Here is a 20,720-nt window from a genome sequence, read left to right on the forward strand (position 1 = left end):
TTAGTAAATGTTAAAATTTATGGGTAACCACCCGTAAAACAAAATGATTAATATTTAAAAATACACGATGAACACCCGTGCCGTAATAATGAAGTACATTAAAAGCGTTATCCGGTCATGTGAAGCTGAGACCGTCTCTTCGTCATGTAAAATGCCTGTACTTTCTTTGTCGCGAAGAATGACCGGGTTAAGTCCATAAGGTTGAGAGGAAGTCTGCTGATGTGATAGGCTCAAGGCGAGATTTATCTCAGTGAGTACTCACTGCAACAAAATGTTTTTGGACAACAAAACACAAAGTTGTTAAGGCTGTAGGAGTCCAGGAGACAATGACATTACATACAACGCCGTGTAACGGATTTTACATTATTACAAAGCCTGTGTTACAAGAGAGTTATGGACATGATTGAAAAAATATGTGAAGTAATTGATGGTGAATACGTCTGTGATATAGATATTAGCGTTGAAGAATGGAAGGTTTTATTAAGGGATAAAAAAGTTTTTGATGACAAAAGTATTGCAGCGTTAAAAAAATGGTTCATTGAGCCAGACCATTCCTGCACATGTTTCGATATCGGCAAGAAGTACGACCTGCACAGTATGAGTGCTAACGGTGTAATCAATGGGTTGGGTGGAAGAGTTCAGAAGCAGCTTGGCCGATTCGAGGTTAAAGGCGTCGGAAAGATAGCTTCCGGGACTAAATTCATTACAGTCATGAAAAGCAGAGAAATTAAAGGAAACCCAAAGCGAAATTTATGGACTATTCGTGAAGAACTTGTTCAGGCAATAAAAGAACTAGATTTTTTTGGTACGAACGAAAGCTCAAGCATTGATTTTTACTCAGATAATGATTTGATTACTGCTCTAGAAGAAAGTAATCACTTTGACGTTACTCAGCCATTTGAGTATAACGAAAAAGCGAAACCTAAGAAAGCTGCAATAGAAGTCAAAAATGGACTTTCATACCCAAGAAGTAAATCTGTTTCAAAAAATGCGCTGAAAAAAGCTGATTATAAATGTGAAATTAATTGCGACCATCCAACGTTCAGAAGGCGAAACTCTCCCCTAAATTATACCGAACCTCATCACATTGTCCCGATGTCAAAGCAAGACTATTTTGAGAATTCACTGGATGTGGAGGAGAATATCATATCACTATGTTGCAACTGCCATAAACAAATTCATCTTGGCAAGGGGTTTGAAGATATGTTGAGGAAAATATATGCCGAGCGGAAAGAAGTGTTAAAAAAAGCGGGTATCGGGATAACATTAGAGGATTTGATTCTTTTTTACAAGATGGAGAGTAATTAAGTTACGAGCAGATGCATGTTTCGTTTTATTTTTAGCAATGAAAGCGATATGCTGACTGACTATCGTTCCTGTCATGTAATTCATATTTTTGGAGAAGGATGTTAATATTTTACCAGCATGGTATGTCGCTCAATCGGTTATGTATGGCGCCAGGTGATCAGACGGATTTTCTCTCTCAGGCGGGAGCTGTTATCCATCGTCCAGCACCTGATTAAAAGCAGGAATAATTACAAAAAAATTAGATTGTATGACTATTATTCCGTTCAGAAAAGAAAGCTGCATTTAAAACCCGAAATTATTCGGGTTTTAATTAGTTAAGTACTATATGTTTTCGTGTCCGGGAGTACTCTAAAAGTGTGCGCAAGACAACACTCCGGTGTTCATTATTTATGACGGTCAAGCCATGTATTCATCTGCTCAATTTCACCTTTTTGAGCTTTAATAATGTCCTGTGCGAGCTTTCTCATTTCGGGATCTTTTCCATACTTCAGCTCGGTTTCAGCCATTGCTATTGCCCCTTCATGATGTGCAACCATGCCTTTTGCAAAGGCCTTGTCGGGATCTGGCTCATTAACGGCGGCCATCATTTTGTCATGCATATCTTTCATGCCCGCCAAGTATTCCTGTGACGATGCTGATGAGGTCATATCTGACATGTTCATTTCTGAATGTTCAGCAGAAATTGCAGGCAGGGATAACATCAGTATGACAAAAAGGGAGTTTTTGATTTTCATACAATAGTTCCTTGTAAGGTAGGTACCGGTTAATTGTAGCTGAGTCAGATAAAAAAGCCCCCTGAAGGGGGCAAAAATGCAGCCACATATACGGTCAAGGAATAATCTATCAAGGAAAGGGTAAAAGCACGGATACTACAGTCGCATTCAGCCCGCATTAACCATGCGGCGGTGTGCATCGGCCATGGCCTGATGAGGGCCGGACTGACCGTTATTCATGAATTCATGGGCAACTGCCGCTCTTTCATGCTCATTCATCGCCGCGTAAGACGTTGACGGGACGCTCGTGGATACCGTGTTATTTCCCATCATTTTCTGATGACTTTCCACCATTTTCTGGTGTGCATCCGCCGATCCGTTCGTCATGGTTTCATGAGCAATAATGGCCTGTTCATGCTGGTCCATACCGGTCATACGAGGAGCAGTCCCCTGGATCCCGACAGGAGCCGCAGCAGACTGCATCTGGTGAGCAGGAGCCTGTGCATTATTGACGCGCTCATGGATATTCACGGTTTCAGTGGCCCAGGCCGAAGAAATTAAACCAAAGCCCAGCAAAGATGCTAATACGATATTTTTCATGATAACTCTCCATTTATGAATTAGTGATATCCGGGGAAGTACCATCGGTGTTTACAGTTCCATAACTGAAACAGGTTCGGCAATGTTTATTTCTCCGGAAGAGGGCTGGATATTCGTTTCCTGGCGTACTCTGACGCCGGGTATTAATGAAGCAACCCAGCCTTCCTGATAAGTTGCACTAATTATATCGAATGGCTTCTGTTTGCTGCATGACAGGCTAATGACATCTTTGTCATTTAAATCTTTATTCTCAGTATTGAGGCTCGGGAATCATTTTCTCCAGTCTGGGCACGGATAAGATAAAACGAGTTGAGCGTACGTCCGATTCCACCTGCACTCTCCCGCGATGTGCTTCCACGATTGACTTCACAATCGCAAGGCCGATGCCGCTGCCTTCTCCTTTTCGTTGTCTGGACGGATCCACCCGATAAAAACGGTCAAACAGCCTTGATAAATGCTCTTCAGGGATTGGTTTCCCCGGATTTTCAATCACAAGGTCAAAAAAGCTCTCTTGCTCTCTTATTGAGACGGTGATGGCCTGTCCCTCCGGGGTATAACGCAGGGCATTGGATAACAGATTATTGATCGCTCTTCTGAACATTTGTGGATCTCCCTCAACCAGGCAGGGCATCCCGTCAAATTTGAGCGTGATATTGCGTTCTTCGGCCCAGGCTTCGAAAAACTCGAAGACTTTCATAACTTCTGCTCTGAGGTCAAACCGGACCCTGTCAGGTATCAGCTGATTATTGTCTGCCTGCGCCAGGAACAGCATGTCGCTGACCATTTTGGTCATCCGGTTATACTCTTCCAGGCTGGAGTAGAGGACATCCTCAAGTTCCTTCTGGGTTCGATCCTGACTCAGCGCGATTTCAGTCTGTGTCACCAGATTGGTGATGGGCGTTCTGATCTCGTGCGCGATATCGGCAGAGAAATTGGCCTGGCGGGTAAAGACATCCTCAATCTTTCCAATCATATGATTGAACGAGATAACCAGTTGCTCCAGCTCAATGGGAACCCGTGTCGGTTCCAGCCGCGCATCAAGATTCTCGGAGGTGATGCTTTTAATGGCATTGCTGACATTACGAAGGGGCAGATGCCCCTGACGGACAGCGATGCGAATGATCAGAACAATCAGCAGGCTTATCACAACAGCGATTGCAATCAGATTTTTTTTCAGCGCATCAAGGTAATGGAGATGGAAATTAATGGAGAGGCCAGTCAGCATGACATAGTTCTGCTGTTTGCCCTGAAATATCGCCTGGCCAGAGGAGGCGATAATCCGGTATGTTTCCATCTTCATTTCAGACCCGGTATCCCTCGTTCTCGCTGGATCCTCCACCCTCCAGAGAAAGACATCCCGAGCGCGGCTGTGCTCGCTAAAATCTGCTGAATTCACGGCCGGGCGTAGTGCTGCCCCCTGCGCTGAACTAAAGAGCACCTCACCCCTGGGATTGAGGAGCAAAAGGGCAACGTTGCGGTAGCTGGCAATCGATTCCTTTATTTTGCTTACTTTTTTTTCATCCGGATCTGCCGGGGACTGGAGTATACGGCTCAGTGTGGTACTGATTTGTTGAAGATCGCTGACATCCTGTTCGGCAAAATGATTATCAACAGAATGCAGCATAAACCAGGTAAAGGCGATGAAAGCCAGTATCGTGGACAGGCTGATAAAAAAGGTCAGCCGCAGAGCGAGTGAGAAAGGGCGCCTGGAAGGTTTGCTATGCATCCGGGACCTCCAGCATATAGCCCACACCCCGGACTGTCTGGATCAGCTTTGTCCCGTAATCGTTGTCTATTTTAGCGCGGAGTCGCTTTACAGCGACATCAATCGCGTTAGTGTCGCTATCAAAATTCATGTCCCAGACCTGAGAGGCAATCAGGGAGCGGGGAAGAACCTCTCCCTGATGGCGAATGAAAAATTCAAGCAGACTGAACTCTTTACTGGTGAGTACAATGCGTTTTCCGGCGCGACTGACTTTTCTGGATACGAGATCAATAGAGAGATCAGCCACCTTAAACTGGCTTTCCGTGATCATCGTGTTTCCACGCCTCAAAAGGGTTCTCACCCGGGCTAGCAGTTCGGCAAACGCAAAAGGTTTAACCAGATAATCGTCCGCACCCAGTTCCAGTCCTTTGACCCTGTGTTCGATCGTGCCGAGGGCCGTCAGCAGTAAGACCGGCATACCCTTTCCGGCAGTGCGCAGCATGCGGATGATATCCCAGCCGTTCACATCAGGCAGCATGATGTCCAGAATGACTAAATCATACTCGGCTGTCATGGCGAGATGATATCCGGTAAGACCATTATCAGCGTGATCCACTATGAACCCTGCCTCTGTAAGCCCTTTGCTGAGATATTCACCTGTTTTAATTTCGTCTTCGACGATCAATATTTTCATCTTGCTCCCCGGCTGGCTGCTATGGTCATTCTATTGCGCCCACGCTCGTTATCAACGGATTACCGCAAAAATGACAACATTGTCATTATCCTGTCACCCGTCAAACAGAGAGCGTTCGGTAAAGTACCCCTATCAATACTCTGGACTTCATTTGAACCATTTACCAGGTCTGCCTGGACGAGAAGCGTTATGTTCAAATTAAAATTACTTAGCATTAGCACGATATTCATCCTGGCCGGTTGTGTTTCTCTGGCTCCAGAATATCAGCGCCCGGCAGCACCGGTACCCCAGCAGTTTTCACTGTCCCGAAACAGCCTGACGCCAGCAGCGAATGGTTATCAGGATACGGGCTGGCGTAACTTTTTTGTCGATCCTCAGGTTACACGACTGATTACTGAAGCTCTGAATAATAACCGTGATTTGAGAATGGCTGCCCTGAAGGTTGAAGAGGCCCGGGCCCAGTACAACGTCACGGATGCAGATCGTTATCCCCAGCTGAATGCCTCATCTGGGATCACATACAGCGGTGGTCTGAAAGGCGAAAAGCGGACCACACAGGAGTACGACGCGGGTCTGGAACTCAGCTATGAGCTCGATTTTTTCGGCAAACTTAAGAACATGAGTGACGCTGATCGCCAGAGCTACTTTGCCAGCGAAGAAGCCCGTCGGGCCGTACACATCCTGCTGGTTTCCAACGTCTCACAGAGCTATTTCAGCCAGCAACTGGCGTACGAGCAACTCCGTATTGCGCGGGAAACGCTGAAAAATTATGAACAGTCCTATGCTTTCGTAGAGCAACAACTGGTGACCGGGAGTACAAACGTTCTGGCGCTGGAGCAGGCCAGAGGTCAAATCGAAAGTACCCGCGCCGAAATAGCCAAACGAGAAGGCGATCTGGCTCAGGCAAACAATGCCCTGCAACTTGTGCTGGGAACGTACCGCGCACTTCCGTCAGAAAAGGGGATGAAAGGTGGGGAGATCGCACCAGTAAAATTACCACCAAATCTGTCTTCACAAATTTTATTGCAGCGACCGGATATTTTGGAAGCGGAATATCAGCTGAAAGCGGCTGATGCCAATATTGGCGCAGCGCGAGCGGCCTTTTTCCCCTCCATTACCCTGACCAGTGGCCTCTCTACAAGCAGTACGGAGCTGTCCAGCCTCTTTACGTCTGGAAGCAGTATGTGGAATTTTATCCCGAAAATTGAAATTCCTATTTTTAATGCTGGCAGGAATAAAGCCAACCTGAAGCTGGCTGAAATTCGTCAGCAACAGTCGGTGGTTAATTACGAACAAAAAATTCAGTCAGCCTTTAAGGATGTTTCCGACACGCTTGCGCTGCGCGACAGCCTTAGTCAGCAACTTGAGTCACAGCAGCGTTATCTAGATTCACTTCAGATAACTCTCCAGCGTGCCAGAGGATTGTATGCAAGTGGTGCTGTCAGTTACATCGAAGTGCTGGATGCAGAACGTTCCCTCTTCGCTACGCAGCAAACCATTCTCGATCTTACCTATTCCAGACAGGTTAACGAAATTAATCTGTTTACTGCGCTGGGTGGCGGTTGGGTAGAGTAAATTTTTTATTTAATCAGGAAATTAAAAATGCATAATTCACTTAAAGCCGTTTTATTTGGTGCCTTCTCTGTCATGTTTTCTGCCGGTCTTCAGGCGGAAACACATCAGCATGGCGATATGAATGCTGCCAGCGATGCTTCGGTACAACAGGTTATCAAGGGCACCGGTGTCGTTAAAGACATTGATATGAATAGTAAAAAAATTACCATTTCGCACGAAGCAATTCCTGCGGTGGGCTGGCCTGCAATGACCATGCGCTTCACTTTTGTTAATGCTGACGACGCTATCAATGCCCTGAAAACCGGCAACCATGTCGATTTCTCGTTTATTCAGCAGGGCAATATCTCCCTACTCAAAAGCATTAACGTTACGCAATCCTGATTAACAGTCCGGAGTGAATACATCCAGTGCGCCTGAACATTTATCAAGGAATTACTCGAATAAATGATCGAGCGCATATGCCAGGTGTTTAGATTTTTCAGCGAGAAATTGTATGGCTTCTATAAAGATAAAATATGCTGCAATAATTATCAGCAGCCTCATCGCAGGAGGGCTGATATCAGTTACTGCCTGGCAGTATGTAAACTCATCACAAAAAACAGTACAAACCGAACAAAAGGCACCGGAGCGAAAGGTACTTTTCTGGTATGACCCGATGAAACCGGATACCAAATTTGATAAACCCGGAAAATCTCCCTTTATGGATATGGACCTGGTGCCAAAATATGCTGATGAAAGTGGCGAGAAAAGCAGTGGCGGGATCCGTATCGATCCAACGCAGGTTCAGAATCTCGGATTAAAAACGCAAAAAGTCACGCGAGGAGTGCTGAATTATTCTCAGACAATCCCGGCAAATGTCAGTTACAACGAGTATCAGTTTGTCATTGTGCAGGCGCGCTCTGACGGTTTCGTCGAAAAAGTGTATCCCCTGACAATTGGCGATCATGTGAAGAAAGGCACTCCGCTTATTGATATCACCATTCCTGAATGGGTTGAGGCACAAAGTGAGTTTCTGCTGTTATCCGGTACAGGCGGTACGCCAACCCAGATAAAAGGGGTTCTGGAGCGACTTCGTCTGGCTGGTATGCCGGAGGAGGATATTCAAAGGCTGCGTTCAACCCGCACAATCCAGACCCGTTTTACCATTAAAGCACCTATTGATGGTGTCATTACTGCATTTGACCTGCGCACCGGCATGAATATTTCGAAAGATAAGGTGGTGGCTCAGATTCAGGGGATGGACCCGGTCTGGATCAGCGCTGCAGTGCCGGAATCTATCGCCTATCTGCTGAAAGATACGTCGCAGTTTGAAATTTCGGTACCGGCTTATCCGGATAAAACATTCCATGTCGAAAAATGGAATATTCTTCCCAGCGTGGATCAGACAACCCGTACGCTTCAGGTCCGTCTCCAGGTTTCTAATAAGGATGAGTTTCTCAAGCCGGGCATGAATGCCTATCTGAAACTGAATACCAGAAGCCAGGAGATGCTGCTGATACCAAGCCAGGCCGTTATCGATACCGGCAAAGAACAGCGCGTGATTACTGTTGATGATGAAGGCAAGTTTGTGCCGAAACAGATCCACGTTCTGCATGAGTCACAGCAACAGTCCGGCATCGGCTCCGGCCTGAATGAAGGCGATACCGTGGTGGTCAGTGGCCTGTTCCTCATTGACTCTGAAGCCAATATTACGGGCGCACTGGAACGTATGCGCCACCCTGAAAAAACAGAAAGCAGTATGCCAGCAATGTCTGACCAGCCTGTAAATATGCATTCAGGGCACTGAGGAGACGACGATGATTGAATGGATTATCCGGCGCTCTGTCGCCAACCGTTTCCTGGTCATGATGGGGGCCCTGTTTCTCAGCATCTGGGGCACATGGACGATTATTAACACGCCTGTCGATGCCTTGCCTGACCTGTCAGATGTGCAGGTCATTATCAAAACCAGCTATCCCGGCCAGGCCCCGCAGATTGTAGAAAACCAGGTCACCTATCCACTTACCACCACCATGCTGTCCGTGCCTGGCGCAAAAACCGTGCGTGGTTTTTCACAGTTCGGTGATTCGTATGTGTATGTCATTTTTGAAGACGGCACCGATCTGTACTGGGCCCGTTCCCGCGTGCTGGAGTACCTGAACCAGGTACAGGGAAAACTGCCCGCCGGTGTGAGTTCTGAAATCGGTCCGGACGCCACGGGGGTGGGCTGGATATTTGAATATGCCCTTGTCGATCGCAGCGGAAAACACGACCTTTCAGAACTGCGTTCTCTGCAGGACTGGTTCCTGAAATTTGAGCTGAAAACCATCCCGAACGTGGCTGAGGTCGCTTCGGTTGGCGGCGTGGTGAAACAGTACCAGATTCAGGTCAATCCGGTAAAACTGTCTCAGTATGGTATCAGCCTGCCCGAAGTGAAACAGGCCCTTGAATCGTCTAACCAGGAGGCCGGTGGCTCATCCGTTGAAATGGCCGAAGCTGAGTATATGGTCCGTGCCAGCGGTTATCTTCAGAGCATTGATGATTTTAATAACATCGTCCTGAAAACAGGCGAGAACGGCGTGCCGGTTTATCTGCGGGATGTTGCCCGCGTGCAGACCGGGCCTGAAATGCGGCGTGGTATTGCCGAGCTGAACGGCCAGGGCGAAGTCGCTGGCGGCGTGGTGATCCTGCGGTCGGGTAAAAATGCACGCGACGTTATCACGGCAGTGAGGGATAAACTTGAGACGCTGAAGGCCAGCCTGCCGGAAGGCGTTGAAATCGTGACCACCTACGATCGCAGCCAGCTCATCGACCGGGCGATTGATAACCTCAGTTCCAAACTTCTGGAAGAGTTTATCGTGGTGGCCATCGTCTGTGCCCTGTTCCTGTGGCACGTACGTTCTGCCCTGGTGGCGATTATCTCTCTGCCGCTTGGTCTGTGTATCGCCTTTATCGTCATGCACTTCCAGGGACTGAACGCCAATATCATGTCGCTGGGAGGGATAGCGATTGCCGTCGGTGCGATGGTGGATGCCGCCATTGTGATGATTGAGAATGCGCATAAGCGGCTTGAGGAGTGGGATCATCAGCATCCGGGTGAGCAGATTGACAACGCCACCCGCTGGAAGGTGATTACCGATGCCTCCGTTGAAGTGGGACCCGCACTGTTTATCAGCCTGCTGATCATCACCCTGTCCTTTATTCCTATCTTTACCCTGGAAGGTCAGGAAGGACGTCTGTTTGGCCCGCTGGCATTCACGAAAACGTACTCCATGGCGGGAGCGGCCGCACTGGCCATCATCGTCATTCCTATTCTGATGGGATTCTGGATCCGGGGGAAAATTCCTGCCGAGACAAGTAACCCCCTGAACCGGGTGCTGATCAAAGCGTATCATCCTTTGCTGCTGCGGGTCCTCCACTGGCCAAAAACAACCCTGCTGGTTGCGGCCTTGTCCATTTTCACGGTTATCTGGCCACTGAGTCAGGTGGGCGGTGAATTTCTGCCGAAGATTAACGAGGGCGATCTGCTGTATATGCCGTCGACCTTGCCTGGCGTCTCTCCGGCAGAAGCTGCAGCGCTCCTGCAGACAACAGACAAGTTAATCAAAAGCGTTCCTGAAGTGGCTTCTGTATTTGGCAAGACCGGTAAAGCAGAGACCGCAACGGATTCCGCGCCGCTCGAAATGGTGGAAACCACGATCCAGCTCAAACCTGAGGATCAGTGGCGTCCCGGCATGACAATTGACAAGATTATTGATGAACTCGACAGGACAGTCCGTTTACCGGGTCTGGCAAACCTCTGGGTGCCGCCTATCCGTAACCGTATTGATATGCTCTCAACCGGGATCAAAAGCCCGATAGGTATCAAAGTGTCCGGGACTGTTCTGTCCGATATCGACGCGACGGCGCAGAGTATCGAGGCGGTAGCCAAAACCGTGCCTGGCGTGGTGTCTGTCCTGGCTGAGCGACTTGAGGGCGGGCGCTACATCGATATCGATATCAACCGGGAGAAAGCCTCCCGCTACGGGATGACGGTAGGTGATGTCCAGCTGTTCGTCTCTTCAGCAATCGGAGGTGCTATGGTGGGTGAGACGGTTGAAGGGGTGGCCCGGTACCCTATTAACATTCGCTACCCGCAGGATTACCGGAACAGTCCGCAGGCGCTGAAACAGATGCCGATCCTGACCCCGATGAAGCAGCAGATCACGCTGGGCGATGTCGCGGATATTAACGTCGTTTCTGGACCAACCATGCTGAAAACCGAAAATGCCCGGCCAGCCAGCTGGATTTATGTTGATGCCCGCGGCAGGGACATGGTGTCGGTGGTTAACGACATTAAGACGGCCATCAGCGAGAAAGTGAAACTGAGACCGGGAACCAGTGTGGCATTCTCCGGACAGTTTGAACTGCTTGAGCATGCCAACAAGAAACTGAAGCTGATGGTGCCGATGACGGTGATGATCATTTTCATCCTGTTGTATCTGGCATTCCGCCGGGTTGACGAAGCCCTGCTGATCCTGATGAGCCTGCCGTTCGCCCTGGTTGGCGGAATATGGTTCCTGTACTGGCAGGGCTTCCATATGTCAGTGGCGACCGGAACCGGGTTTATCGCCCTGGCCGGGGTGGCAGCAGAGTTTGGCGTGGTCATGCTGATGTATCTGCGTCATGCCATTGAAGCGCACCCGGAATTGTCCCGTAAAGAGACGTTCACACCGGAAGGTCTTGATGAAGCCCTCTATCATGGTGCCGTACTGCGTGTCCGGCCGAAAGCCATGACCGTGGCGGTGATCATTGCGGGTCTGCTGCCAATACTCTGGGGAACCGGCGCAGGTTCAGAAGTCATGAGCCGTATTGCTGCGCCAATGATTGGTGGGATGATCACGGCTCCGCTGCTGTCCCTGTTCATTATTCCTGCCGCCTACAAATTAATCTGGCTGCGCAGACATAAAAAAAGCGTGTCATAACCCTGAAAGGGCGCCCCCAGTGGGCGTCCTTCTGCACTGATTCACCCTGACGTCAGGGTTTATATCGATAATATACAGAGGTGAGTATGAAAAAAGTGGTTCTAATGGCCCTGGCTCTCGGCCTGTCACTGCCTGCAATGGCGAGTGAAAAAGTCATTGATATGTACAAATCTGAAAACTGTGGCTGTTGTTCCCTGTGGGGCAAAGCGATGGAAAAAGACGGGTTCGAAGTGCGAACTCACGTCATGAATGATCAGGCGCTGTCAGCCCTGAAAGAAAAGCATGCTGTTCCTGCTGGACTACGAAGTTGTCATACCGCGGTTGTAGGTAATTTGATCATTGAAGGCCATGTGCCTGCGGCAACGATACATAAGGCCATGCAGTCTGGTTCGGGTATATACGGTCTCGCCACCCCCGGTATGCCAGCAGGAAGTCCGGGAATGGAGATGGGGGCCCGAAAAGAGGCTTACGATGTTATCGCATTCTCACCGGAGGGCAGTAAAAAAGTCTTCCAGCGAATCGAATAGTCAGCGGAACGGCTGATAACGGGACGCCGGCAGCAGGCACTCTTATGCCGGCGGCATTCGTGGTAATCGCATCCATGACATATCCTGAAAACAGAAAATGCTTCAGATATGCATAAGGAGAGTTACTGTGAAAAATGACAATGCAGTGGAACATAACAACCAGACTGCTTCTGAGCAGACATCATCCCCGGACGAGAGTCACGCATTGCATAAGGTGAGAGATCCCGTGTGCGGGATGGTCATCCTGCCTGACAAGGCGCACAGCAGCATTCGATACCAGGACCATCAGCTTTATTTCTGCTCCGCCAGCTGTGAGAGCAAATTTAAAGCCCATCCCGATCATTATTTTACCGAAGATGCCAGTGAACATCACCATCACCACGACCACCATGAAGTCAGCCCTGATAAGATAAAACAGTCTCACCGCCAGGCGGAGAAAGAGATTTCTGAAGGTGTGTGGACATGTCCGATGCATCCGGAGATACGCCGTAGTGGTCCCGGAAGCTGTCCTGTCTGTGGAATGGCACTGGAGCCGCTCGTAGCTACGGCATCCACGGGGACGAGTGATGAACTTCGCGACATGACAAGACGCTTCTGGCTGGGGTTGTTGCTGGCGTTTCCGGTTCTGATACTCGAAATGGGTTCTCATCTGTTTCCCGCTTTGAGGAATACAGTACCGCCACAGTACAACACATGGCTGCAGTTACTTCTGGCCTCTCCTGTCGTTTTGTGGTGTGGCTGGCCATTCTTCGCCCGGGCCGGAATGTCGTTACGTAACCGCTCCCTGAATATGTTTACCCTTGTTGCAATGGGGACCGGCGTAGCCTGGGTTTACAGCGTCATTGCAACCGTCTTCCCCTCCTGGTTTCCTGCATCGTTCAGAAACATGGATGGCCTGGTGGCCATTTATTTTGAAGCCGCAGCTGTTATTACGGTGCTTGTTCTGCTGGGACAGGTCCTTGAATTGCGGGCAAGGGAACAAACCTCAGGTGCCATTACTGCGCTTCTTAACCTTGCCCCCAAAACCGCCAGGCGGCTGGATCAAGACGGTCATGAAACGGATATTAATGCGGAAGATGTCCTGCCTGGCGATAAGCTCCGCATCAGACCTGGAGAGAGTATTCCGGTCGACGGTATCGTGGTCGAAGGCAAAACAACCGTTGATGAATCGATGGTGACCGGGGAATCTATGCCTGTTACCAAAACGGAGGGTGACCCTGTCATCGGGGGGACCATTAATCAGACAGGTAGTCTTATCATCCGTGCAGAGAAAGTCGGTGATGAAACGATGCTCTCACGAATTGTTCAGATGGTCGCTGATGCACAGCGTTCGCGGGCCCCCATCCAGAGAATGGCTGACAGCGTTTCAGGCTGGTTTGTTCCTCTGGTGATACTTATCGCGGTTGTTGCTTTCATGATCTGGTCTGTCTGGGGGCCCGAGCCCAGGATGGCGCACGGTCTCATTGCGGCTGTGTCGGTCCTGATTATTGCCTGTCCCTGCGCGCTGGGGCTGGCCACGCCGATGTCGATAATGGTGGGGGTGGGCAAAGGAGCCCAGGCCGGGGTGTTAATCAAGAATGCCGAAGCCCTTGAGCGTCTTGAAAAAGTGGACACGCTGGTTGTCGACAAAACAGGCACGCTCACGGAAGGTTCGCCGACGGTGACAGGGATTATCAGTCTCAATCCGGGTGGGGAAACATCTCTTTTGCGTGTAACGGCCGCAGTGGAAAAAGGCTCGCAGCATCCGCTGGGTATGGCAGTAGTTAAAGCAGCACAGGAAAAGGGGATCGCAATACCCGCAGTCACTCATTTCAATGCGCCGTCGGGTAAAGGTGTCTCAGGCGATGTCGAAGGTCAACGGGTTGTTATTGGTAATGAACTGGCTATGCAGGAAAACAGTATCGTTATTGATAATCAAAAGGCCGTTGCGGATACGTTGCGGATGGAAGGCGCTACCGTTATCTATGTGGCCACAGACGGGCACCTTGCAGGCCTGATAGCTATCTCGGATCCCGTGAAAGCAACCACGCCGGATGCGCTTAAAGCTTTGCGTCAGGCGGGGATCCGCATCGTTATGCTCACCGGGGATAACCAGCTTACCGCTGAAGCAGTCGCACGGAAACTGGGAATAGATGAGGTTGAAGCCGGGGTTCTGCCTGACGGCAAAAAAGCAGTGATAACCCGACTGAAAGCGTCTGGTCATGTGGTTGCGATGGCGGGGGACGGTGTAAATGATGCCCCGGCGCTGGCAGCGGCTGACGTGGGCATAGCTATGGGAACGGGTACAGATGTGGCAATTGAAAGTGCCGGAGTCACCCTTCTCAAAGGCGACTTGATGATACTGAACAGGGCCCGTCATCTGTCAGAGATCACCATGAAAAATATCCGACAGAATCTGTTTTTTGCATTTATCTACAACGCACTTGGCGTGCCTGTGGCTGCAGGTCTGCTTTATCCTGTGTATGGAATACTGCTGTCGCCAGTTATTGCGGCGGCGGCCATGGCTCTTTCCTCCGTCAGCGTCATTGTGAATGCGTTGCGTCTGAAAAGTGTCAGGCTCGGGAAATAACACTGAGTGAAGGGTCAGTTACGAACAGAAGGAGTCCAGTATGAAAAGTACCACCTATGCGCTTATTGCTGTCGCCGCGATCGCGGCATTTGCCCTCCTGCGCGAACACTGGTCACATGTGGCAGGTTACTGGCCATATCTGTTATTGCTGGTCTGCCCGCTAATGCATCTTTTCCACGGCCACGGAGGGCATGGAGATCATCAACATCACGGAAGTGAAAACGATAAAAAAAATTAATCCGGCAGACGGGGCCGCGTCGCGGTCCCGTTATCAGTCCAGGTATCGTTCGTAGTCTCTGACATGCGCAAAGGCATGCTGTTCGAGTTTGTTATCAGCGGGTGCCGCTGCCCGGAACGCCAGAGAGTTAACAGGGTTGTTATTGATGACCAGCTCGTAATGCAGATGAGGACCGGATGAACGTCCGCTGTTACCGGATAACGCAATAGCACCTCCCCGTGTAACCCTGGCCCCTTTAGTAACGAGTATTTTATTGAGGTGGAGATAGCGAGTTTTAACACCGGCTTTTCCCGTTACTTCAACAAAATATCCCATGGTACTGTTGTATTCGGCCCGGGTGATTTTTCCGTCGATGACGCTGACTATTTTCGTGTTCATGGGCATGGAATAATCAATGCCATTATGGGGACTCACTTTTCCCGATACCGGGTTAAGTCTTGCAGGATTGAAAGGCGAACTGAGTCTTGCTGTGGCCGGTAACGGATAATCGAGACTGCCTTTCCCGGAAGTATCGGAAAGGTTATAGAACTTTTTATCTGATATACGATACGCCGTGTAATTAAATGAACCGGACGTAAATTTATAGGCCACGACACGTGATTTTCCCGCTTTCTTTTGCAGTACGAGTTTTAATGATTCATTTTTTTTCAAATGCCGCAGATTAAACCGGGAAGGCAAGGAGCGCTGAAGAGTAGCGATCTCGTTCGATTCCAGCCCCGAGCGGGTGGCTGAAAGGTAGGCATTTTCTTTTACGACATCGGTAGAATACATTTACTGGAATTCGCCGTTAGCATGAACACTGCGGCGTATGCTAGGGGTTTTCAGGAGGCGTGTCATCTGTCAGTTAATCGGGAGCACCGTTGATGGTCGTCATTTTTGTAACATATCTTGTTTCCCGTTTGCTCCTGAAGCTCTGGGAACTGTATGACCAGCCCGACGGTGATGATTAACGGGACTGAAACAGGTTACGGCAGAGCAATATGGGGCTCATGTCCTGCTACGTAACCCGTCAGTAAAGCCCTGCTGCGCACCTGACGCTAAGCACTAACCCGCCTGCAGTTACCTGGTCGAATACAGCCCGCGAAGCTTTCTTGCCTGCGTCTGATGTGCTTCCGCACCGGCATTATTGACCTGCTCATGCACGAGAGCGGCTTTTTCTCCGGCATTCAGTTCGTTAAAAGAAGAAGACGAGGTCTTTGAATTTGCATCACTGCCGGACAGCATTTTTTTATGTTCCTCAATCATTTTCTGATGCGCATAGGACGCGCTGTTGTTCATAAATGAATGAGCAACAATGGCCCTTTCATGTTCATTCATTTCAGAGAATGAGGGCGTGTTGTTTTTATTAACCCTGTCCGGTAAGTTTTCATGCGTCGAGGAATTCACATGACTGACGGCTGAGGCATTATTAACAAATCGATGTGCTTCATGGGCAATATCACTGGACTGAGCAAAAGCTGCCCCACAAAATAAAGCTGTAAACGCAGTGGTCGTGATTAATATATTCATGTGTAATTACCTTCTGAGGTACATAAAAGATGTCCTTATGATCATATATAAAAATAATCAACCTGTGGGGAAGATGACGTAAATGTAATACAGCTATGTACATTACACGATTGTAATGAATTTGTTTCTTAAGGTGTGCTAGATTCATTTCATTGTAAGTGGATGAACCAGTAATTTAATTTAAATCGGTTCTCGAATTCTGTCAGTAACCATACTTTAAATAAGGGAATGCGCATGCTGTTGAAAACGTCTCGACGAACTTTCCTGAAGGGGTTAACCCTCTCTGGCGTAGCCGGAAGTCTTGGCGTATGGAGTTTCAATGCGCGTTCCAGTCTGAGTCTGCCAGCCGCTGCATCCCTGCAGGGGACTCAGTTTGACCTGACCATTGGTGAAACCGCCGTTAATATCACGGGCAGTGAGCGCCAGGCTAAAACAATCAATGGCGGTCTGCCGGGGCCCGTCCTTCGCTGGAAAGAAGGTGACACCATTACCCTGAAGGTTAAAAACCGTCTTAATGAACAGACGTCCATTCACTGGCACGGCATTATTCTTCCGGCCAATATGGATGGTGTTCCGGGGCTGAGTTTTACGGGCATCGAGCCTGATGACACCTACGTCTACACCTTTAAGGTTAAGCAGAACGGGACTTACTGGTACCACAGCCATTCCGGTCTGCAAGAACAGGAGGGGGTATACGGTGCCATTATTATCGATGCCCGCGAGCCAGAACCGTTTGCTTACGATCGTGAACACGTGGTCATGTTGTCTGACTGGACCGATGAAAATCCTCACAGCCTGCTGAAAAAATTAAAAAAACAGTCGGATTACTACAATTTCAATAAACCAACCGTTGGTTCTTTTTTCCGCGACGTGCATACGAGGGGGCTGTCAGCCACCATTGCCGATCGGAAAATGTGGGCTGAAATGAAAATGAATCCGACTGACCTCGCGGATGTCAGTGGTTACACCTACACCTATCTCATGAACGGACAGGCCCCGCTGAAAAACTGGACCGGATTGTTCCGTCCCGGTGAAAAAATACGCTTACGGTTTATCAACGGCTCGGCAATGACTTATTTCGATATCCGCATCCCCGGGCTGAAAATGACGGTCGTGGCTGCAGATGGCCAGTATGTAAACCCGGTTACCGTGGACGAATTCAGGATTGCCGTTGCCGAAACCTATGATGTCATTGTGGAACCTCAGGGTGAGGTCTATACCATCTTCGCACAATCCATGGACAGGACCGGTTACGCTCGAGGGACACTGGCCACGAGAGAGGGGTTAAGTGCTGCCGTTCCCCCCCTCGATCCCCGTCCTCTGTTGACCATGGAAGATATGGGTATGGGGGGAATGGGACATGATATGGCAGGAATGGACCACAGCCAGATGGGAGGCATGGATAACAGCGGAGAGATGATGTCTATGGACGGTGCTGACCTTCCGGATAGCGGGACATCCTCCGCGCCCATGGATCACAGCAGCATGGCCGGTATGGATCATTCCCGGATGGCCGGAATGCCGGGTATGCAAAGTCATCCTGCGTCAGAAACGGATAACCCACTGGTTGATATGCAGGCGATGAGCGTCTCTCCGAAATTAAATGATCCGGGTATTGGTCTTAGAAATAACGGAAGAAAGGTTCTCACGTACGCGGATTTGAAAAGCCGCTTTGAGGATCCTGACGGACGTGAACCTGGCCGTACCATAGAACTGCATTTAACCGGCCACATGGAAAAGTTTGCCTGGTCATTTAACGGAATCAAGTTTTCAGATGCCGCACCGGTGCTGCTGAAATACGGTGAGCGGCTCAGGATCACGCTGATCAACGATACCATGATGACTCACCCCATTCACCTGCATGGTATGTGGAGCGATCTGGAAGATGAAAACGGTAATTTCATGGTTCGTAAACACACAATAGATGTTCCCCCTGGTACAAAACGCAGTTACAGAGTGACAGCAGATGCGCTTGGCCGCTGGGCGTATCACTGCCATTTGCTCTATCACATGGAAATGGGAATGTTTCGTGAAGTCCGGGTGGAGGAATGATGCGAATGAAGAGAAATTTGAAGGCCATACCTGTTCTGGTCGCCGGTTTGTTTACCTCACAGCTTTCTATTGCGGCGGGCTCCGTCTCTGCAGATCCCCACGCCGGGCACGACATGTCTGCCATGCAGATACCAGCAGATGAGAATTTCACTGAGATGACGTCAATGGAGCCCATTGTAACTGAGAGCAGAACGCCAATTCCGCCTGTTACCGATGCCGACCGGAAGGCTGCATTCGGCAATTTACAGGGGCATGCGATTCACGACAGTGCGATTAATTATCTGGTTCTGCTGGATCAACTGGAATGGCAACGGTCGGATAACACCAACAATTTCAGCTGGAGTGTTAACAGCTGGATTGGAGGCGACACAGATCGGATTTGGCTAAAGAGTGAAGGTGAACGAAGCAATGGGGAAACGGAGGCGGCTGAAGCGCAGTTACTCTGGGGACATGCGGTTGGCCCATGGTGGGATTTGGTTGCGGGTGTCAGGCAGGATTTCAGACCTGCTTCTGCCCGGACCTGGGCTGCTGTCGGTTTTCAGGGGCTGGCACTCTATAATTTTGAGTCTGAAATTACGGGTTTTGTCAGTAATGGCGGAAAAGCAGCCCTTCGTCTGGGAGGAGAATACGACGTTTTACTGACTAACCGGCTCATACTCCAGCCATCCTATGAGGTGAATTTCTACAGTCAGGATGATGAATCGCGGGGTCGCGGCAGGGGACTGACTGACACAGAGCTGGGGCTCCGGCTGCGCTATGAAATACGCCGTGAGTTTGCACCCTATATAGGCGTTTCCTGGAATCAACTTTACGGGAAAACATCCGATATGGCGAAAAGAGAAGGTGAGAAAGACCATCAGGTAGTATTCCTGGCGGGAGCCAGAATCTGGTTTTAACGCACTGATATAAAACACTCAACTAAACAGGTAAATAAAATGTCGATTTTAAATAAAGCCATTCTTACAGGTGGCCTCGTTATGGGCGTTGCTTTCTCTGCTATGGCCCATCCGGAATTAAAAAGCTCTGTGCCACAGGCTGATTCAGCCGTAGCGGCCCCGGAAAAGATTCAGCTTAATTTCTCGGAAAATCTGACCGTGAAATTCTCAGGTGCAAAATTAACGATGACGGGTATGAAAGGCATGTCATCACATTCTCCGATGCCGGTCGCGGCAAAAGTGGCGCCAGGCGCTGACCCTAAATCGATGGTCATTATTCCGCGAGAGCCTTTACCCGCTGGCACTTATCGTGTTGACTGGCGCGCGGTTTCTTCAGATACGCACCCTATTACCGGTAATTACACCTTTACAGTGAAGTAATATTATGAACGACCTGATTATGATTGTTATTCGTTTTCTTCTTTATCTGGATTTGATGGTAATATTTGGATTGCCATTTTTTCAGATATATGGAATAAGCGGTGTCAGACATGAAACCTATAACCTGACTAATTTCAGGTCGTTTATAACCTTTGCTGTTGTTACAGGCATCATTCTTACTGGCATTAATATGCTCCTGGTATCTAATGCCATGAGTGGAGTAACTGACCTCAGAGAATTATCCATCCATGTTATCGAGATGGTGATAGAAGAAACTGATGTGGGTATTAGCTGGATTGTCAGGCTCTGTGCCCTGTTTACCACACTCGGTGCTTTGTTCCTTTACACTAATAAGAGAGTATTTTCCTGCCTGCTGATGACGATGAGTGGGGGCGTGGCGCTGGCTACACTTGCCTGGGGAGGACACGCCGTTATGCATGACGGTCTGCATTACTATCTCCATTTACTGAGCGATCTGACCCATCTCGGCGCTGCAGGTGCCTGGACAGGTGCTCTGGTTGCATTTGCTATCCTGCTGATGCGCAGAAACGAGCATAATGCACAGAGCGTCATTGTGATATCTGACTCCCTGGCAAAATTTGCCACGGCAGGAACGGTGATTGTTGTAGCCCTGATCCTGAGTGCGCTGGTCAACTATCTGTATATTGCTGAGGGTAACTTAACTCCCTTATTCAACAGTTCCTGGGGGAGGATATTGCTTGCCAAGACGGCTCTGTTTGTTCTGATGCTTCTTCTGGCTGCAGCAAACCGGTTTCACCTGGGTCCCCGGCTTGAAGTTATGGTCAGGGAAGGGAATTATGATCGCAGCGTTGCCCTGATGCGAAACAGCATCCTGACAGAATTCGTTGTTGCGATTATCATTCTGGGCGCCGTAGCGTGGCTCGGAATGCTTGCTCCGTCTCAGGTCAGCTAGGGGACAGCCAAAGCTCATGCGTGAGATTTTTACTTTC

General features: G+C 49.3%; 18 protein-coding genes. 12 read left to right on the forward strand and 6 right to left on the reverse strand.

Annotation, left to right across the window (positions count from 1 at the left end; genetic code table 11):
• Positions 1–399 precede the first annotated feature (399 nt).
• Entirely contained in the window at positions 400–1,308 is a 909-nt protein-coding gene (locus FHC51_RS22670) for an HNH endonuclease (protein WP_220436789.1), read from the forward strand.
• 383 nt (positions 1,309–1,691) lie between these two features.
• On the opposite strand, the gene FHC51_RS22675 is transcribed toward FHC51_RS22670, so the two are convergent.
• From FHC51_RS22675 to silR, 4 genes are all read right to left on the reverse strand, one after another.
• Entirely contained in the window at positions 1,692–2,042 is a 351-nt protein-coding gene (locus tag FHC51_RS22675; RefSeq protein ID WP_220436775.1) for a DUF305 domain-containing protein, read from the reverse strand.
• A 147-nt stretch (positions 2,043–2,189) separates the two neighbouring features.
• Positions 2,190–2,621, reverse strand: coding sequence for a silver-binding protein SilE (gene silE / locus FHC51_RS22680; RefSeq protein WP_220436776.1), 432 nt, complete (start codon positions 2,619–2,621; stop codon positions 2,190–2,192).
• 250 nt (positions 2,622–2,871) lie between these two features.
• Positions 2,872–4,347 carry a copper/silver sensor histidine kinase SilS gene (silS, locus tag FHC51_RS22685; RefSeq protein WP_220436777.1) on the reverse strand — a complete coding sequence of 492 codons (1,476 nt, stop codon included), beginning with the start codon at positions 4,345–4,347 and terminating at the stop codon, positions 2,872–2,874.
• Positions 4,340–5,020: a copper/silver response regulator transcription factor SilR gene (silR, locus tag FHC51_RS22690; RefSeq protein WP_220436778.1), complete on the reverse strand. Its 681-nt coding sequence runs from the start codon at positions 5,018–5,020 to the stop codon at positions 4,340–4,342. The genes silS and silR overlap by 8 nt, the downstream gene beginning before the upstream one ends.
• Before the next feature lie 189 nt (positions 5,021–5,209).
• Here silR and silC point away from each other — a divergent pair, with 189 nt between their 5' ends.
• The 7 genes from silC (at position 5,210) to FHC51_RS22725 (ending at position 14,872) form a co-directional block, all read left to right on the forward strand.
• A complete protein-coding gene (gene silC / locus FHC51_RS22695; protein WP_220436779.1) occupies positions 5,210–6,595 on the forward strand; it encodes a Cu(+)/Ag(+) efflux RND transporter outer membrane channel SilC in 1,386 nt (461 codons plus the stop codon).
• A gap of 27 nt (positions 6,596–6,622) precedes the next feature.
• Positions 6,623–6,976 carry a cation efflux system protein CusF gene (cusF, locus tag FHC51_RS22700; protein WP_220436780.1) on the forward strand — a complete coding sequence of 118 codons (354 nt, stop codon included), beginning with the start codon at positions 6,623–6,625 and terminating at the stop codon, positions 6,974–6,976.
• 112 nt (positions 6,977–7,088) lie between these two features.
• On the forward strand, positions 7,089–8,381 hold the full coding sequence (gene silB, locus FHC51_RS22705) for a Cu(+)/Ag(+) efflux RND transporter periplasmic adaptor subunit SilB (protein ID WP_220436781.1): 1,293 nt from the start codon (positions 7,089–7,091) through the stop codon (positions 8,379–8,381).
• Between the two features lie 10 nt (positions 8,382–8,391).
• Positions 8,392–11,538, forward strand: coding sequence for a Cu(+)/Ag(+) efflux RND transporter permease subunit SilA (silA, locus tag FHC51_RS22710; RefSeq protein WP_047727586.1), 3,147 nt, complete (start codon positions 8,392–8,394; stop codon positions 11,536–11,538).
• A gap of 86 nt (positions 11,539–11,624) precedes the next feature.
• A complete protein-coding gene (locus FHC51_RS22715) occupies positions 11,625–12,065 on the forward strand; it encodes a DUF411 domain-containing protein (RefSeq protein ID WP_002436620.1) in 441 nt (146 codons plus the stop codon).
• Positions 12,066–12,162: 97 nt separating this feature from the next.
• Positions 12,163–14,634 carry an Ag(+)-translocating P-type ATPase SilP gene (silP, locus tag FHC51_RS22720; RefSeq protein WP_220436782.1) on the forward strand — a complete coding sequence of 824 codons (2,472 nt, stop codon included), beginning with the start codon at positions 12,163–12,165 and terminating at the stop codon, positions 14,632–14,634.
• Between the two features lie 40 nt (positions 14,635–14,674).
• Positions 14,675–14,872 (forward strand): DUF2933 domain-containing protein, encoded by a 198-nt coding sequence (locus tag FHC51_RS22725; RefSeq protein WP_000843494.1) that lies wholly within the window; start codon positions 14,675–14,677, stop codon positions 14,870–14,872.
• 33 nt (positions 14,873–14,905) lie between these two features.
• On the opposite strand, the gene FHC51_RS22730 is transcribed toward FHC51_RS22725, so the two are convergent.
• Both FHC51_RS22730 and FHC51_RS22735 read right to left on the reverse strand, forming a co-directional pair.
• Positions 14,906–15,643, reverse strand: coding sequence for a peptidoglycan DD-metalloendopeptidase family protein (locus FHC51_RS22730; protein WP_000287502.1), 738 nt, complete (start codon positions 15,641–15,643; stop codon positions 14,906–14,908).
• 288 nt (positions 15,644–15,931) lie between these two features.
• Positions 15,932–16,381 carry a copper resistance protein gene (locus FHC51_RS22735; protein WP_001023257.1) on the reverse strand — a complete coding sequence of 150 codons (450 nt, stop codon included), beginning with the start codon at positions 16,379–16,381 and terminating at the stop codon, positions 15,932–15,934.
• A 234-nt stretch (positions 16,382–16,615) separates the two neighbouring features.
• On the opposite strand from FHC51_RS22735, the gene pcoA reads away from it, so the two are divergent.
• The 4 genes from pcoA to pcoD are packed head-to-tail and all read left to right on the forward strand — an operon-like array spanning position 16,616 to position 20,683.
• Entirely contained in the window at positions 16,616–18,433 is a 1,818-nt protein-coding gene (gene pcoA / locus FHC51_RS22740) for a multicopper oxidase PcoA (RefSeq protein WP_220436783.1), read from the forward strand.
• Positions 18,434–18,438: 5 nt separating this feature from the next.
• Complete coding sequence (pcoB, locus tag FHC51_RS22745) at positions 18,439–19,329, forward strand: copper resistance outer membrane transporter PcoB (RefSeq protein ID WP_220436784.1); 891 nt, start codon at positions 18,439–18,441, stop codon at positions 19,327–19,329.
• Positions 19,330–19,368: 39 nt separating this feature from the next.
• Positions 19,369–19,749 carry a copper resistance system metallochaperone PcoC gene (gene pcoC, locus FHC51_RS22750; RefSeq protein ID WP_000025662.1) on the forward strand — a complete coding sequence of 127 codons (381 nt, stop codon included), beginning with the start codon at positions 19,369–19,371 and terminating at the stop codon, positions 19,747–19,749.
• A gap of 55 nt (positions 19,750–19,804) precedes the next feature.
• On the forward strand, positions 19,805–20,683 hold the full coding sequence (gene pcoD / locus FHC51_RS22755) for a copper resistance inner membrane protein PcoD (RefSeq protein ID WP_309236380.1): 879 nt from the start codon (positions 19,805–19,807) through the stop codon (positions 20,681–20,683).
• The last annotated feature ends 37 nt before the right edge of the window (positions 20,684–20,720 follow it).

The sequence above is a fragment of the Leclercia sp. EC_58 genome (assembly GCF_019584355.1).
Taxonomy (GTDB): Bacteria; Pseudomonadota; Gammaproteobacteria; order Enterobacterales; family Enterobacteriaceae; genus Enterobacter.